Below are 12,348 nucleotides of genomic sequence, written 5' to 3'. Positions count from 1 at the left end.
CAACTCGCGCTCCTCAAAATAAGCGGTGTTAAAAACGTCTTTAGTTTTTTTGGTTTTGTCGCTTTCTAATGTTGCCCGGGCGATCGTCAGCACCGTGGGTTCAACGATATCGGCACTGCTCAGGTATGGAGAATCGAAAGCCTTGCGGTAATGTGTTTTTGAATCTGTCATTTTGCAGCCTCTCTGATGAATCTGTTTACCAAAGGCCTGAGAGCATCCTGAATAGTGAAATGCTCGCGTCGCTCTTTGCTGCTGTCATAAATCGGTGTCCAGCCGCATCCCGTATTCACCTGGATTACCTGGTAACTACCTTTCCCATCTCTCCACTGAATTCCGTTCATCGAGAGCCACTCCTTGAAGTCGGCTAATTTCGATTTGTGGAGTAAATTTCTTCGGGCCATTAACTCTCTCCTTAAAACGGGCAGCCGGTGCGGTGATCCCAGTCGTATTCCGCCTGGGAGTAAGCTATTGCTGTGCGCAAGTCGTTGTATACCTCGCCAGCCTTATCGCTACGGAGGCCTTCATATGGAAACGCTTTGGACGATACAGACTGGCGTAGCGCCGCGTAAGGGTCCTCTGGAAGGCTGTCAAAGACCTCTTTTGCCCGATCTTCAATCCACTTTTCCTTCTCTTCGGACAGCGTTTGTTCAGCCCACTTACGCTCTTCGATCACGTCATATGCGCGGTATGCGTTCATAACTCGCTCCTGAAATTTGGTTGTGAAACGCCCGGCACCGTATTGGCTGCCTGATAGCTCAGTTAAATTCTTCGTTTCGATTACCGGCTGAGACCTTGTCCCAACCCGTTCAGATAAACTTCAACCAGCAAGTCGGTTGTGTAAGTCCGCTCAATCCCGCGATGCAGGTAGAGGCGGCCGCGTTTATTTGCTGATGCTGTCCAGGTGCTTTCCCGATGCTTAACGAGCATCCCTGGGAGAACGGCGCCGCGGTTAACGGTCTGTGTCCCGTAATGATGAATAACCATTGAACACCCCCGTAGCGTGCAGAATTTTGATAATCAACGCTGTCCAGATAACGCCGCAGATCAGCAGGCAGTAAATCAGTGAACGAATGCCGTTTCTGCTCATGCTGAACCACCAGGCATCAGGCAGAACGCGCTTGCTACCAGTACGCATACGACGATGGCGAATGCGTGTGCCAGAAACTTAAACCACTCGGTTTTATCTTCTTCGCGGATCATCTCTTCACCTTTGCCTTATCGCGGCTAACGGAGCGTTGTTACCTATTACCGGCGCCAACGTTGTTGTTTGGATGAGTTGATAATAGCAATGAGTATTAACCATAGCAATACGTATTGATATTATTTAATAGCTATAGCTATTAAATCATTGATAGCTAAATGAATTTATTTTTTCCTATTGTGCTGCTATGCTCAAAAAAACATCAAAGAGGGCGGCGTCATGGGGCTGGGAATGGATATGGAGCGAGACGAACTACTTGAAGATCGCGCAGCGTTCATCGCTGGCGAAATTGGCGGGGCAGTTGTGGAGCTAATTATTGAGGGAGTGGTGATTGGCCGGGATGCCATAGTAGACAGGCTGGAGGCTAAGCGACGCAGCGTAGGCAACGTCATTCATAAAGGGCTGCTTCGTGATGCTGCTGAGTTTGCGAGGAAAGGGTATTAAAAACCGGCGAGACGCCGGTTTACAGGTAGTGCAGGACTATTTTATAGATACCTGTTCCGATGGCGATTATTGTAGGCACTCCTAGCAATATGGCCAGCTTGGCGTCTGTTATCTTTTTATCTACCGTATCGGTTGATGGCTTTTTATCAAGAGAGGTTCTGATGTTATCAAGGCGCTCAATGGCTATAGTCATGTTCTGGCTGATTGTTTTTACATCAGCCCTCAGCTCATCAACATCACGTCTGATATAACTAACATCAGCCTCAAGTTTTGCGACTCTAGCCTCAAGCATGTTACCACCACCTCCACCACTACCTTCACTGAAAGAATTATGGTTTGGTTGTGGGTTTTGTTCAATATTTTCCCCATCGAGATTCACAGAGTAAAGGCGACGAGACATTCTAAACCCTCATCGGTGTTGTAGCGATTAGTGAGCTAGTTTTTTCGTCAAGCAAATCTCCTGTTTTACCGTCGATATCTTCAAATATTCTTAATATTATGTCGTAGGTACCTGGTTTATCGAGATTAATATCAATAACTTCAAGAGATGCCCCGGCCAATACTGAGGATGAATCAATGTGAACAAACATAAATGTTTCCATTGCATCCCCTTCCTGCTTTTCATCTGGAAGTACGGACTTGCCATCAAAAAGAACATTTAATTCAGTCATATATCTTTTACCTGAATCAAAGTACATTAAGGCGGTAAGATAAAAAGAACCCTTTGAAGGGAATTGTTTTTTAAACATAACCGGATCAGGAGGCATGTAATGAGACGCTGCCATTCCTTCCTTGATCACCGTTGGATAGATTGTAATTATTTTCTCTTTTCTCATCTCAATCCCCGGGGCTGCTGCAATTTATTTAAGAAAGAGTTAGCCTGGCTATGTTTTTGTTATTTTTTTGAAAACTACGGAGAAAGGCCTACCCATGCTTCCTGTAAGTCTGTGGCATGCTGCCGATCACCTTTCCGAACACGAAAACCCTGTTCATCTCGTCTTTCTCGATAGGGTCCCACGCTGCATAGCTTTTGTTATCTGAGATAACCAGCAGCTTGTCCTTCATCTTCTGCAGGCGTTTGACGTGCGCAGTTTCGTCGTACAGGAACGCGTAAATCCCGTCACCGTCAAAGCTCTTAACGCTGATATCCACGAACAGCAGATCACCAGGCTCAATCGTGCCAGACATGCTATCGCCACGGACGTTAATTATCCGGATGCTCTCTGCCTTGCGCCCATCGAACATGTGGCGGGCTTCAGCTGGCTCATACTCAACAGAACGGAGAATCTCGACGAACTCCTGGTTCACGATGCCCGGTCCCGCACTGACCATAAGGTCCAGCACATCAATCCTGAATGCATCAATATCCTGACTTTTAACCTGGGCAGCGCGAGGTAACTGGCCGTCATCGCGCATCGGTCCATTTCCGGTTGATAACCATTCAGACCTGACGCCCAAGGCGTTAGCTATCTCGACAATTTTTGTTGAACCCCTGGCGTTTCCACTCACCAGGCGCCAAATGGTCGGCTGAGCAATACCTGAAGCCTTCGCAAGGGCCCCTTGGGACATTCCGGCCGAAGCCATGGCCTCGTTTAAACGATCTGCAAGAGTTTCTTTTTTCATAGTCTCAAATTTATACGCTTGCGTATTGCTGGTCAAAACACGTTTTGCTATTGCTAAAACCAATACGCATTGCTATTATCATTTTGCACCAATACTTATAGGAATTGGAACATGACGAACAAAACCATCCAGAAGGCAATTGATATCGCTGGCAGTCAGAAAAAATTGGCCGATCTGTGTGGCGTAGCGCAGCCGACAGTTTGGCGCTGGCTGCATGGCGGCGGAATTGACGCTCGCTATGTAATGAAAATCGTGTCTGCGACCAACGGCAAGATTAAGGCGGCAGAGATCAGGCCTGACCTTGCTCAGTTGCTGAGCGCGCATTCACCGGCCGCCTAAACAGCGGCCATTCCAAACAACACCAGAGGAAGTATTACAGATGGAGAGTTCAACGACACGCAACAAAGTGGAGGCTCGCAGGATAGAAAGCTGGTTACACAGCCAGATAGCTGAACTGGGAACCACGAATATCGCCAAAGTGGCCGGAGTGAATAAGTCGACGGTGAGTCGCTGGCGGGAAAGTCTGCTGCCGAACATGTCGCTACTGCTGGCCATCCTGATTTCTAACAGGCCGGGAGAGAAAGGTGACTTTGAAGCATGAGTGGGAACAGAAAGGAGAAAGCCGCAGTGCGCGAACACTAACGGCTTTCAGGTGCAAAAACGAAGAGGTAATTGCGAGGTAATTATGCCTGGTAAATCTGTAAGAGTAAACAATCCGGAGGTAGCACGTGAGCATGTCACTTATGGCGAAAGCAATGGGGGTCAAAGTGGGAAACTCACTGCGTAAGCTCGTTCTTATCAAACTGGCCGACAACGCCAACGACAAGGGCGAATGCTGGCCTTCGTATCAACATATTGCCGACCAGTGCGAATGTAGCAAATCTGCTGTACGCAACCATATTGATGCGCTTGAGGATATGGGGCTTCTCAAGCGTGAAAATCGCGTTGGGGTCAACAACGGGAAGGGTAATACATCCAACGTGTATTATCTGAACCTGGATGCCACCCCTATGCCATCAAAAAGCACAGGGGTATGCCATGAAATAGCACCCCCTATGCCATCTGATGGCACACCCCCTATGCCACCAGATGGCACCAGAACCAGTCACTCTTTTGAACCAGTCACTGAACCAGACTCTCTCTCTGCGCGAGGGCAGTTTATCAGCGAGGCTGCAAAGCGACGGATCGGGATTTCACCCAACGGGGAGATACCTTTCCCTCCTGCCTTCAAGCCATCGGCAGATCACATTGCGATTGCCTCGGAGAAAGGGATCAACATTGAAACCGAGTTGCTGAACTTTCGTGATTATCACCAGGCCCGCGGCACAAAGCTGATCGACTGGAACTCAGCATTCCGGGTGTGGCTCAGGAACGCGAGAGTTAATCCGCTTTCCGGGCGCCAGAGAAGCGAACCTGATTCCCCACACTGGAACAGCCCTGAAGGCTGGAAGGACTTCATATGACCGCTCAGCTTATGACCGCGATCAGCAATCGCGATGGTGATGCGCTGGCCAGAATGGCTGCAGGGAGTACGGAGCCGCAGAGGCTTCTCGATTTCGAAGCTGAAAGGCTGGTTGATTCTCTGTTCCGACAGCTGAAGCAGATCTTCCCGGCGTCTACCCAGACTAACCTGCGGACCGACGCCGAAGAGAAGACAGCGAAGCGCCAGTGGATTGCCGCTTTTGCCGAAAACGGCATCCGCACCCGCGAACAGTTATCCGCCGGTGTACGACACGCGAGAGCCAGTGAATCGCCGTTCTGGCCATCGCCGGGCCAGTTCATCAAGTGGTGCAAGGACAGCGGCACCGTGCTCGGCGTGACTCTTGTCGACGTGCTGAATGAGTTCCACCGCTACAGCCGTGAGAAGGGGCTGCATACCGGCGGTGCTGAGCGCTTCCCGTGGTCTCATCCTGTCATGTACTGGGTTGTTACCGATACTCGGCGAGCAATGTATCAGCGCCAGCTCAGCGAGGCAGAAACCGAGAAATACGCTGCTAAAAAGCTGGAAGACTGGGCGCTTAAAGTCGCCGCCGGAGAACAAATACCGTCGCCGATACTGGCTCTGGAGAACAACCAGGAAGCCATTCCGACAAACCATGTCAGCCGTCAGCAGGGGTTTCACCCTGAAGGCAAAAGCTTCGGATGCATGCCAAACGCAGCATCACTCGGCGCGTTAACTCCGGCTCAATGGCTGCGGGATGAATACCTGCGCGGGAAAGAGAGAGGGCTTATCTGATGAAAAAGAACTCGGGCAAACAAGCCGTTATTAACTTCATCGGCCAGCATCCTGGCTGCAGCTTTCAGGATATCCGCCGCGGTACCGGGCTTGACTCTTCAGTAGTCAATTCCTCCCTGTGGCAGATGAACAAAGACGGCCAGGTTAAGCGTGAAGGTGAGTGCAGGAGCTATCGCTACACCCTGATTGACACAACAGCCGTAACCGACAGCGATCCATCAATTCAGTATCGCCAGCGTCCTGGCGGCGTGAACCCAATGACTAACCTGTTTAACCAGTGCCTGGCGGGAGTAAGAAAATGAAAAACGAAATCGAATTCAAATTTGGTGATTACGCAATCATCGAGCAGAAACGCCACGGTGTACCTAACGAGATGTTTGTTCACAAGGTGGTTGGTCAGCTTCGTTCTAACACCTGGGTTGATGTTCCGGTGAGGGTTCCGGCGACTGAGACGCTGCATGGTGAGATGGAGGACATTTGTCTTTGCATCTGCTGCGGAATTGACGAGACCGAAGTTCGCCGTTATCGCGTCAAGGATATGCGGCGCCATTCTCCTGTCTCTTTGGTGGCTGATGAAAAGAGAGGTTCGACTATCACACTACAGGCAGTAAACGAGCTCATCGCTTCCCTGGAGAGCGCAGGCGAGCTGTCGATAAGAGAGCAGAAGTTCCTGAAGCTGGCGAAAGCGTTTAAGCAGCTGGCTGCGGAGAATGTGGCGCTGAAGGCTGTTTTTAGCCAGGAGGAAATCCCATCCGAAGCAGTCGATGCATTCATGGAAACCGCAGTAATGGATCATGACTGGAATGAAACCTCCGAGTGGTCATGGGTTGAAAACGAAACATCGGTTATCCACGCCGTTCTGGACGCACTTAAGCCTGAAACCCCCGCCACCGATCTCATCGTATCCGGGATTAAGGCTGATGGTCGCGCAGAGGGTATCAACTTTGCAGCAAGCCGCCTTGCAGCCGCTTTCAATCACGGATTCGTTGATAAACCAATGGCTGAGGTTGGCGACGTGGTACGCATGATACTCACCGCAAAAGAGGATTTGGCGAACGACCCGGTCTTAGCCGCCGATGGCCTGTCAGGAGAGTACGCAGAAAAATCACTGGCTGAATGGGAAGCCGCGCTGCGCGAGGGGGCCGACAAATGAGCGACTTCGATACTTCATCAAAAGTTAAGGCTCGCAAGTTACATCGTTGCTGTGAATGTTACGGCGCTATCAATCCAGGCGATACCTACGAGAAAGTTTTTGTCGTCCAGGATGGCGATGCCAGCAACTTCAAGACGTGCCAGAAATGCGCAGAAGCGCGTGACTGGCTGCTTAACGAAACTGATTGGCCTGACGATATCGACGGCGAAGGGCATTCGTATTTCTTCACGATGCTGCGTGACCACCTCCGTGAGCAAGGCCGGGAAGGCGACCGCAAATACGCATTTCGCGCATATCGGCTTGTCGTCCTGATGGATAAGCGCCGTATGGCTTATGCCAACGCATACAACGCGGAGACCGTGAAAATCCGCGATTCTCTTGCTCAAGGAGTCTCAGCATGACTGATATCACCGAACTGGTGCAGAGAGAAAAATTCGAAGCATGGGTTATGACTCAAATCTGCATTTCCAAGTCAACGCTGGAAGGTCTGCGCACTTCTGATGGATACCGTAACAGCACGTTATCTGGCAGTGATTACAACCTCATGTGGAATTTATGGAAAGCGGCTGGCGCTGAGCTGGTAGAGGCGCTGGAGAAGGCGCAGCAGCGGATTGACGAGCTGGAGTTCATCCGCACCAGTGCTGACAAAGTGCAACGCGAGTTTGCCAACGAACTGGGTTGCGCCGGCGACAACGAGTCGATTTTGCAGGCTATTGAGGATCTGAAGCAGCAGGCCGAGTCCCGCACCGTCACTGTAGAAAACCTGCAGGAGAGCGCCTACAGAGCTGGCTTAACTGCTGGCTGGAATCTTGGGCTGGCTAATAACAACGAAGGGTTCAATAAATGCCTGGCTGCTCATGCCGCTGGCATCAAGGTGGAGGCTAAGTGATGCGTAAGTCATCAATAGCAATAGCGATGGCACTTGCCTCGATAGGTACAGCTTCTGTGGCATGGGAAAGAACCATTTGCGAGCTTCGTCCGCAATCATATCCAGTTTCAAATCGCCATACAGGGAAGGCTGCAGAACGCCGAAACGCCAAACGCCGCAGGAGAGCAAAGAAATGACCAAATCAACCATAACCAGAGAGCGCCTGGAAGAATTAGCATCAGGACAAAGCGGGTTTAACCTTCGAATTGCCACGCTTGAAGAGTCTCAGCAACTTGCCAGCATGGCGCTGGCCGCAATGGACAGCAGCGAGTCGATTGAACTGCCGCTTGATTACCTACAGGGGCACAAAGACGGTCTGGAGTGGGCCGCCCAACTGGCAGAAGCCAATCACCCTGAAACAGGAGACTGGCTGTACGATGACCCTATCGAGCTGGCAAAGGCTATTCGCAAAGGTCCAGATATGCCGCCAGCGCAGCCGGCAGCGGACAGCGAGCCGGTGGCGTGGACTTGGCAACATCTCAAGCAATGGCACGTCACTAATGACGAGGAACGCGCAAGGGATTTGGCGTGGGATGGCGTCAAGGTTGAGCCGCTCTATCGCCGCGCCGCCATGTTACAGGCTGGTACCCTCACCAATGAGGGTACCAAACAAGCATGGACTGGCATCCCTGATATCGATAACGCCATCAACATGCTCGACCGCATCGATACACTGGATAGTTGCGATGATGACCGTATTGAGGCTGTTAAGACCGTTTTGCGCCGACTTGCTGGCAACTCTCCGGTAATTCCGGATGGTTACGTGATGGTGCCGAAGGAGATGACTGATGAAATTGGCGAGGCCATAGCCATGCAGGCGAACTGCTGTGGTGGCATAGCGCTTGATATCTACGACGCCATGATCGCAGCCGCTCCGCATGATACCCCCGCTCTCAACTCGGTGCAGAGCGTAGTTCATGTCTCAGATGGATGGATTCCGGTAAGCGAGCGGATGCCGCCAAGTCGTCATGAGGTTTTGGTCGGGTGTTGGTGGGGTGAGAAGCCGCGGTGGTGTTGCAAATGGGCAACGTATATCCCTGGCCACCCTGATGCGCAGAGTAGCGGCTGGTTGATCCCCGGCGCATCATGGACACCAACTCACTGGATGCCGCTGCCGGCCGCCCCGCAGGAGGTGCCAGATGGAAAATGATAGCGATAACGTCATCACTCTGGTGCAGCCCAAGCGAGACGAAGAGAAGCTACTGAACATCACCGTAACCGACAGAAAGGACTACAGGCAGCAACACTGCAAGCATAAAGCCGTTGAAGTCGATGAGAAGGCGCGGATCATTCTGTGCCTTCAATGCGGCTGCGCTGTTGACCCATTCCAGTACGTTCTTCAGTGCGCGACTGATGGCGAGGCTGTGGTGAGAGAGATTCAGCAGCTTCATAACCGTCGTGATGAGCTGCGCGAAGCCGTCGCCAACCTCGAACGCGAAGAGAAAAACGCAAAGGCCCGGTTGCGCTCTCTCAGGACGTCGATCCTCTACGCGGAAAACGACCTGAAAAATACAGAACAGGGGACAAAGCAATGAGTAAATCCCCCGCAGAACGCAAAGCCGCGAACCTCTGGTAAGTGGGAGCAAATTACATCACTTACTGTCTTTTGTAAGGAGCCAAGTAATGGCAAGGACGCCGATTATTTGTGCCACCAAGTACAATGGCTCAACAGCCGAAGGAAAAACACTGGCTTCATCAAAGCCAACATTCCAGATAAAATGATAGGCAAAACCGAACTTAGAATCACCATGAACTAAGGATGTTGGCACCACTACAAACATGCATGCAATAACACAGCAGGCAATAATTCTTATTGTCTTCTTGTTCATGGGGCAACTCACAAAAGGAAGGGTTTGGATATGTCTAGCTGGAATATAGCATCAAAGTCAAAAGACGAGCAGGACAAGGTCAACGTTGACCTCGCAGCCTCCGGCGTCGCCTACAAAGAGCGCCTGAACATGCCGGTTGTCGCCGAGGTGGTAGCCAGAGAGCAGCCTGAACACCTACGCGAGTATTTCATGGAGCGCGTCCGCTACTACCGAGAGCAGAGCATCCAGTTACCACGCGCATCCGATCCGCGCTATCTGGAAATGGCTGAGCAGAACGCCAAGAAATAGCGATTTTCTCGTATATGCTCATTTTGCTTTTATCCCCGTAACGGGCGATAATTACCTCGTCAGCCTGAGCAACTGACGACTTACTTCCGGCGCCAAGTGGGGACACATGGCGCACAAAACCTTACAGCAATCCCTGTCACCGATGGCGAAATCCACCGGCGATTTTCTGCATTCAGCGTTTGGCCTCTGCGGAGGTGAAGCGTGAACATCCCTCAATGCGGCATCAAACTGCACAGCGGCAACTTCAGCGCTATAGGCAAGATTCTTCAGGAGCAGATCTCTGACGGGAAATGTCTTCGCCTGCAGGTCAAAGAGTGGCGTGAAAAACGCAGCCTGAGCCAGAACGCACTCAGTCACATGTGGTACGCGGAAATCAGTGAATACCTGATTAACTCCGGGCGTACCGACGCAACTCCTGAGTGGGTTAAGCGCAACCTCAAAAAGACCTATCTCGGCTGCGAAGAGGTGACATACACCGACTTCATCACCGGTGAGAAAACCACAACGTGGGAGCCTCGCCATACCGCCGACCTTGATACCGGTGAAATGCACATCTTCCTGACCAAAGTAGAGGCCTGGTGCGCTCAGTTTGGTCTGTCTCTCACCATTCCACACGGTTGCGAATATCAGCAACTGCAGCAAAAGCAGGAGGCCTGATGAGCAGCCTTCTCGCCAAAGTAATGGAGCGCGGCATCTTCCGCGTGCCAGCGCGCCGCAAGCGCAAGGTCGAAGTTAAGCCTTCCGATATCCCTACCTTTCACTATACGGCTCACCTGGCAGATGTCCGCTGGCTGCGCCGCGCTGCCCGGAGGAAAATCCATGGCTGATTTACGCAAAGCTGCTCGCGGTCGCGAATGTCAGGTTCGTATCCCGGGCGTCTGCAACGGCAACTCTGAAACCACGGTATTGGCCCATATCCGCATTGCTGGATTGTCCGGGACCGGAATCAAGCCGCCTGATCTGATCGCCGCTATCGCCTGTTCATCCTGTCACGATGAAATAGACCGCCGCACGCGCCTGGTAGATGCGGAGTATGCGAAAGAGTGCGCACTGGAGGGAATGGCCCGAACGCAGGTTATCTGGATGAAAGAGGGGCTGATAAAAGCATGAACCAATATCGCATTTCTTTACCCTGGCCACCCAGCAACAACCGCTACTACCGGCACAACCGGGGGCGCACTCACATTAGCGCGGAAGGGCAGGCATACCGAGACAGCGTCGCCAGAATCATCAAAGACTCGATGCTTGATATCGGCCTGGCCACGCCACTGAAAATCCGTATTGAGTGCCACATGCCGGATCGCCGGCGCCGTGACCTGGACAATCTGCAAAAGGCAGCATTCGACGCCCTGACGAAATCGGGTTTCTGGCTCGATGACCAGCAGGTTGACTACTACAGCGTGAAGAGAATGCCTGTCGTCAAAGGTGGGCGGCTTGAGCTGACCATTACCGAAATGGAGGCCGCATGAGCCGGGACGTTATCGAACGCATCCGCGACCGCTGGCAAAAGCTCCGCCTCTGCCGTCACCGCGGCACCGTACTGGTTGACTACCGCATACTGAGAAATTTCGTTCGCATCTATCAGACCCTGGGAGAGACAGCATGATTAATACCCAATACCTCCAGTATGTACGTCAGCAGCTGATAGTGGCCACCGCCGATCTGAGCGGCGCGACGAAAGGGCAACTGGTAGCCTTTGCAGAAAACGCGCAATTCACCGCTACGGCGCGCAGCCGGGGTAGGAAGAAAGTTTATAGCGAGGTCAAACAACGCATGGTTAACCCGGACGGGCCGCCAATGAGTGGCAGCCAGTCCCGCGCTAAGGGTTCCTCAATCGCTCTCGTTCTGCCCGTTGAATACTCGACAGCCAGCTGGCGCCGCGCTCTCCTGTCGCTGGAAGACCACCAGAAATCCTGGTTGCTGTGGAACTACAGCGACAATATCCGCTGGGAGCACCAGGAGACGATCACCCGGTGGGCATGGGAGCAATTCAGCGACAAGCTGGCCGGCGTGCGCATTGCAAAGAAAACAGTCGATCGCCTCCGTCAACTTATCTGGCTGGCGGCGCAGGACGTCAAAGCCGAACTGGCAGGGCGGGAGACGTATGAATACCAGTCGCTGGCGGAGCTGGTTGGTGTAGCAAAGTCCACATGGACAGAAACCTACCTCCCTCATTGGCTGGCGCTGCGCAGCAGTTTTGTGAAGCTTGATAGCGACTCTCTCATATCGGTAACGCGATCACGTTCACAACAAAAGGCGACAAATTTAGATGTAAGTCTTGCAAAACCGAACTGAAAGTCATATATTTCATGTAAATATGATATCGTCGCCATAGCTTCGATTGTCGACACACAAAGAATTCAAGCCCGAGGTTAACGCCTTGGGCTTTTTCATTTCAGGGTCAGAAGCACAGCGGTTGTGCGTTCGGCTGTTAACCGAATGGTCGAAGGTTCGAATCCTTCCTGTCCCGCCAGATAATGGCCTGACCTGATGACGGGCTCATAATCCAATCCATCAGGGGCGCTGCTGCAACAGCGTCGCAGGCCGCCAGACCAAGCCAGGGTATTTTCGGTCATCACCGACATTGCTATTACCCTCATACTTATTGCCCGCCTTTTTGCGGGCTTTTTTATTATCAGGTCCCGC

Annotated in this window: 24 protein-coding genes, 1 tRNA gene and 2 pseudogenes; 19 read left to right on the top strand and 8 right to left on the bottom strand. The window is 52.0% G+C overall.

What is annotated here, in order from left to right; all coding sequences use genetic code 11:
* The 4 genes and pseudogenes from ACOI7Z_RS25100 to ACOI7Z_RS25085 form a co-directional block, all read right to left on the bottom strand.
* Positions 1 to 171 (bottom strand): annotated as a pseudogene (locus ACOI7Z_RS25100) (hypothetical protein); the annotation flags it as partial.
* 241 nt (positions 172 to 412) lie between these two features.
* Complete coding sequence (gene gamL / locus ACOI7Z_RS25095) at positions 413 to 697, bottom strand: host nuclease inhibitor GamL (RefSeq protein ID WP_137916183.1); 285 nt, start codon at positions 695 to 697, stop codon at positions 413 to 415.
* A gap of 80 nt (positions 698 to 777) precedes the next feature.
* Entirely contained in the window at positions 778 to 984 is a 207-nt protein-coding gene (locus ACOI7Z_RS25090) for a cell division inhibitor protein (RefSeq protein WP_137916184.1), read from the bottom strand.
* Positions 980 to 1,087: pseudogene (locus ACOI7Z_RS25085) on the bottom strand (hypothetical protein); the annotation flags it as partial. The pseudogene ACOI7Z_RS25085 and the gene ACOI7Z_RS25090, both read right to left, overlap by 5 nt.
* Before the next feature lie 351 nt (positions 1,088 to 1,438).
* Here ACOI7Z_RS25085 and ACOI7Z_RS25080 point away from each other — a divergent pair.
* A complete protein-coding gene (locus tag ACOI7Z_RS25080) occupies positions 1,439 to 1,645 on the top strand; it encodes a hypothetical protein (protein ID WP_171003144.1) in 207 nt (68 codons plus the stop codon).
* A 19-nt stretch (positions 1,646 to 1,664) separates the two neighbouring features.
* Here the strand turns inward: ACOI7Z_RS25080 and ACOI7Z_RS25075 are convergent, their stop codons facing one another.
* The 3 genes from ACOI7Z_RS25075 to ACOI7Z_RS25065 form a co-directional block, all read right to left on the bottom strand.
* Positions 1,665 to 2,045, bottom strand: coding sequence for a hypothetical protein (locus ACOI7Z_RS25075; protein WP_249356061.1), 381 nt, complete (start codon positions 2,043 to 2,045; stop codon positions 1,665 to 1,667).
* A 1-nt stretch (position 2,046) separates the two neighbouring features.
* A complete protein-coding gene (locus tag ACOI7Z_RS25070) occupies positions 2,047 to 2,481 on the bottom strand; it encodes a hypothetical protein (RefSeq protein ID WP_137916186.1) in 435 nt (144 codons plus the stop codon).
* Positions 2,482 to 2,569: 88 nt separating this feature from the next.
* On the bottom strand, positions 2,570 to 3,268 hold the full coding sequence (locus tag ACOI7Z_RS25065; protein ID WP_137916187.1) for an XRE family transcriptional regulator: 699 nt from the start codon (positions 3,266 to 3,268) through the stop codon (positions 2,570 to 2,572).
* A gap of 111 nt (positions 3,269 to 3,379) precedes the next feature.
* On the opposite strand from ACOI7Z_RS25065, the gene ACOI7Z_RS25060 reads away from it, so the two are divergent.
* The 10 genes from ACOI7Z_RS25060 to ACOI7Z_RS25015 all read left to right on the top strand — a co-directional run bounded on the left by ACOI7Z_RS25060 (position 3,380) and on the right by ACOI7Z_RS25015 (position 9,120).
* Positions 3,380 to 3,607 (top strand): helix-turn-helix domain-containing protein, encoded by a 228-nt coding sequence (locus ACOI7Z_RS25060; protein WP_004201115.1) that lies wholly within the window; start codon positions 3,380 to 3,382, stop codon positions 3,605 to 3,607.
* A gap of 40 nt (positions 3,608 to 3,647) precedes the next feature.
* Positions 3,648 to 3,869, top strand: coding sequence for a CII family transcriptional regulator (locus ACOI7Z_RS25055; RefSeq protein ID WP_001548453.1), 222 nt, complete (start codon positions 3,648 to 3,650; stop codon positions 3,867 to 3,869).
* A gap of 133 nt (positions 3,870 to 4,002) precedes the next feature.
* A complete protein-coding gene (locus ACOI7Z_RS25050; RefSeq protein WP_023304897.1) occupies positions 4,003 to 4,731 on the top strand; it encodes a helix-turn-helix domain-containing protein in 729 nt (242 codons plus the stop codon).
* Positions 4,728 to 5,504, top strand: coding sequence for a replication protein P (locus ACOI7Z_RS25045; RefSeq protein ID WP_137916188.1), 777 nt, complete (start codon positions 4,728 to 4,730; stop codon positions 5,502 to 5,504). The genes ACOI7Z_RS25050 and ACOI7Z_RS25045 overlap by 4 nt, the downstream gene beginning before the upstream one ends.
* A complete protein-coding gene (locus ACOI7Z_RS25040; RefSeq protein ID WP_137916189.1) occupies positions 5,504 to 5,806 on the top strand; it encodes a MarR family transcriptional regulator in 303 nt (100 codons plus the stop codon). Before ACOI7Z_RS25045 ends, ACOI7Z_RS25040 begins: the two co-directional genes overlap by 1 nt.
* Positions 5,803 to 6,657, top strand: coding sequence for a hypothetical protein (locus ACOI7Z_RS25035; RefSeq protein WP_346654720.1), 855 nt, complete (start codon positions 5,803 to 5,805; stop codon positions 6,655 to 6,657). The genes ACOI7Z_RS25040 and ACOI7Z_RS25035 overlap by 4 nt, the downstream gene beginning before the upstream one ends.
* Complete coding sequence (locus ACOI7Z_RS25030; RefSeq protein ID WP_137916190.1) at positions 6,654 to 7,058, top strand: hypothetical protein; 405 nt, start codon at positions 6,654 to 6,656, stop codon at positions 7,056 to 7,058. The genes ACOI7Z_RS25035 and ACOI7Z_RS25030 overlap by 4 nt, the downstream gene beginning before the upstream one ends.
* Complete coding sequence (locus ACOI7Z_RS25025) at positions 7,055 to 7,546, top strand: hypothetical protein (RefSeq protein WP_137916191.1); 492 nt, start codon at positions 7,055 to 7,057, stop codon at positions 7,544 to 7,546. The genes ACOI7Z_RS25030 and ACOI7Z_RS25025 overlap by 4 nt, the downstream gene beginning before the upstream one ends.
* A 172-nt stretch (positions 7,547 to 7,718) precedes the next feature.
* The gene (locus tag ACOI7Z_RS25020; protein WP_137916192.1) at positions 7,719 to 8,735 is read left to right on the top strand and encodes a DUF551 domain-containing protein; all 1,017 of its coding nucleotides are present in this window, start codon (positions 7,719 to 7,721) and stop codon (positions 8,733 to 8,735) included.
* The gene (locus ACOI7Z_RS25015) at positions 8,725 to 9,120 is read left to right on the top strand and encodes a hypothetical protein (RefSeq protein ID WP_137916193.1); all 396 of its coding nucleotides are present in this window, start codon (positions 8,725 to 8,727) and stop codon (positions 9,118 to 9,120) included. Before ACOI7Z_RS25020 ends, ACOI7Z_RS25015 begins: the two co-directional genes overlap by 11 nt.
* A 57-nt stretch (positions 9,121 to 9,177) precedes the next feature.
* Here the strand turns inward: ACOI7Z_RS25015 and ACOI7Z_RS25010 are convergent, their stop codons facing one another.
* Positions 9,178 to 9,414: a hypothetical protein gene (locus tag ACOI7Z_RS25010; RefSeq protein WP_137916194.1), complete on the bottom strand. Its 237-nt coding sequence runs from the start codon at positions 9,412 to 9,414 to the stop codon at positions 9,178 to 9,180.
* Positions 9,415 to 9,444: 30 nt separating this feature from the next.
* Between ACOI7Z_RS25010 and ACOI7Z_RS25005 the strand changes: the two genes are divergently transcribed.
* From ACOI7Z_RS25005 to ACOI7Z_RS24970, 8 genes are all read left to right on the top strand, one after another.
* Positions 9,445 to 9,702: a DNA polymerase III subunit theta gene (locus tag ACOI7Z_RS25005; protein ID WP_069602850.1), complete on the top strand. Its 258-nt coding sequence runs from the start codon at positions 9,445 to 9,447 to the stop codon at positions 9,700 to 9,702.
* Between the two features lie 201 nt (positions 9,703 to 9,903).
* Positions 9,904 to 10,359, top strand: a complete 456-nt coding sequence (locus ACOI7Z_RS25000; protein WP_117042220.1) for a YbcN family protein — start codon at positions 9,904 to 9,906, stop codon at positions 10,357 to 10,359.
* A complete protein-coding gene (locus ACOI7Z_RS24995; RefSeq protein WP_032442959.1) occupies positions 10,359 to 10,529 on the top strand; it encodes a NinE family protein in 171 nt (56 codons plus the stop codon). The genes ACOI7Z_RS25000 and ACOI7Z_RS24995 overlap by 1 nt, the downstream gene beginning before the upstream one ends.
* A complete protein-coding gene (locus ACOI7Z_RS24990; RefSeq protein WP_137916195.1) occupies positions 10,522 to 10,812 on the top strand; it encodes a DUF1364 domain-containing protein in 291 nt (96 codons plus the stop codon). The genes ACOI7Z_RS24995 and ACOI7Z_RS24990 overlap by 8 nt, the downstream gene beginning before the upstream one ends.
* Positions 10,809 to 11,171, top strand: coding sequence for a crossover junction endodeoxyribonuclease RusA (rusA, locus tag ACOI7Z_RS24985; protein WP_004196945.1), 363 nt, complete (start codon positions 10,809 to 10,811; stop codon positions 11,169 to 11,171). Before ACOI7Z_RS24990 ends, rusA begins: the two co-directional genes overlap by 4 nt.
* Positions 11,168 to 11,308 carry a YlcG family protein gene (locus tag ACOI7Z_RS24980; protein ID WP_004884232.1) on the top strand — a complete coding sequence of 47 codons (141 nt, stop codon included), beginning with the start codon at positions 11,168 to 11,170 and terminating at the stop codon, positions 11,306 to 11,308. Before rusA ends, ACOI7Z_RS24980 begins: the two co-directional genes overlap by 4 nt.
* Entirely contained in the window at positions 11,308 to 11,997 is a 690-nt protein-coding gene (locus ACOI7Z_RS24975; RefSeq protein ID WP_137916219.1) for a bacteriophage antitermination protein Q, read from the top strand. The genes ACOI7Z_RS24980 and ACOI7Z_RS24975 overlap by 1 nt, the downstream gene beginning before the upstream one ends.
* Before the next feature lie 103 nt (positions 11,998 to 12,100).
* Positions 12,101 to 12,175, top strand: a tRNA-Asn gene (locus ACOI7Z_RS24970).
* Positions 12,176 to 12,348 lie beyond the last annotated feature (173 nt).

The organism is Klebsiella sp. C283, assembly GCF_048822555.1.
Taxonomy (GTDB): Bacteria; Pseudomonadota; Gammaproteobacteria; order Enterobacterales; family Enterobacteriaceae; genus Klebsiella; species Klebsiella quasipneumoniae.
Note: the sequence above shows the minus strand (reverse complement) of the source record. Positions and strands in the feature narration are given on the sequence as shown.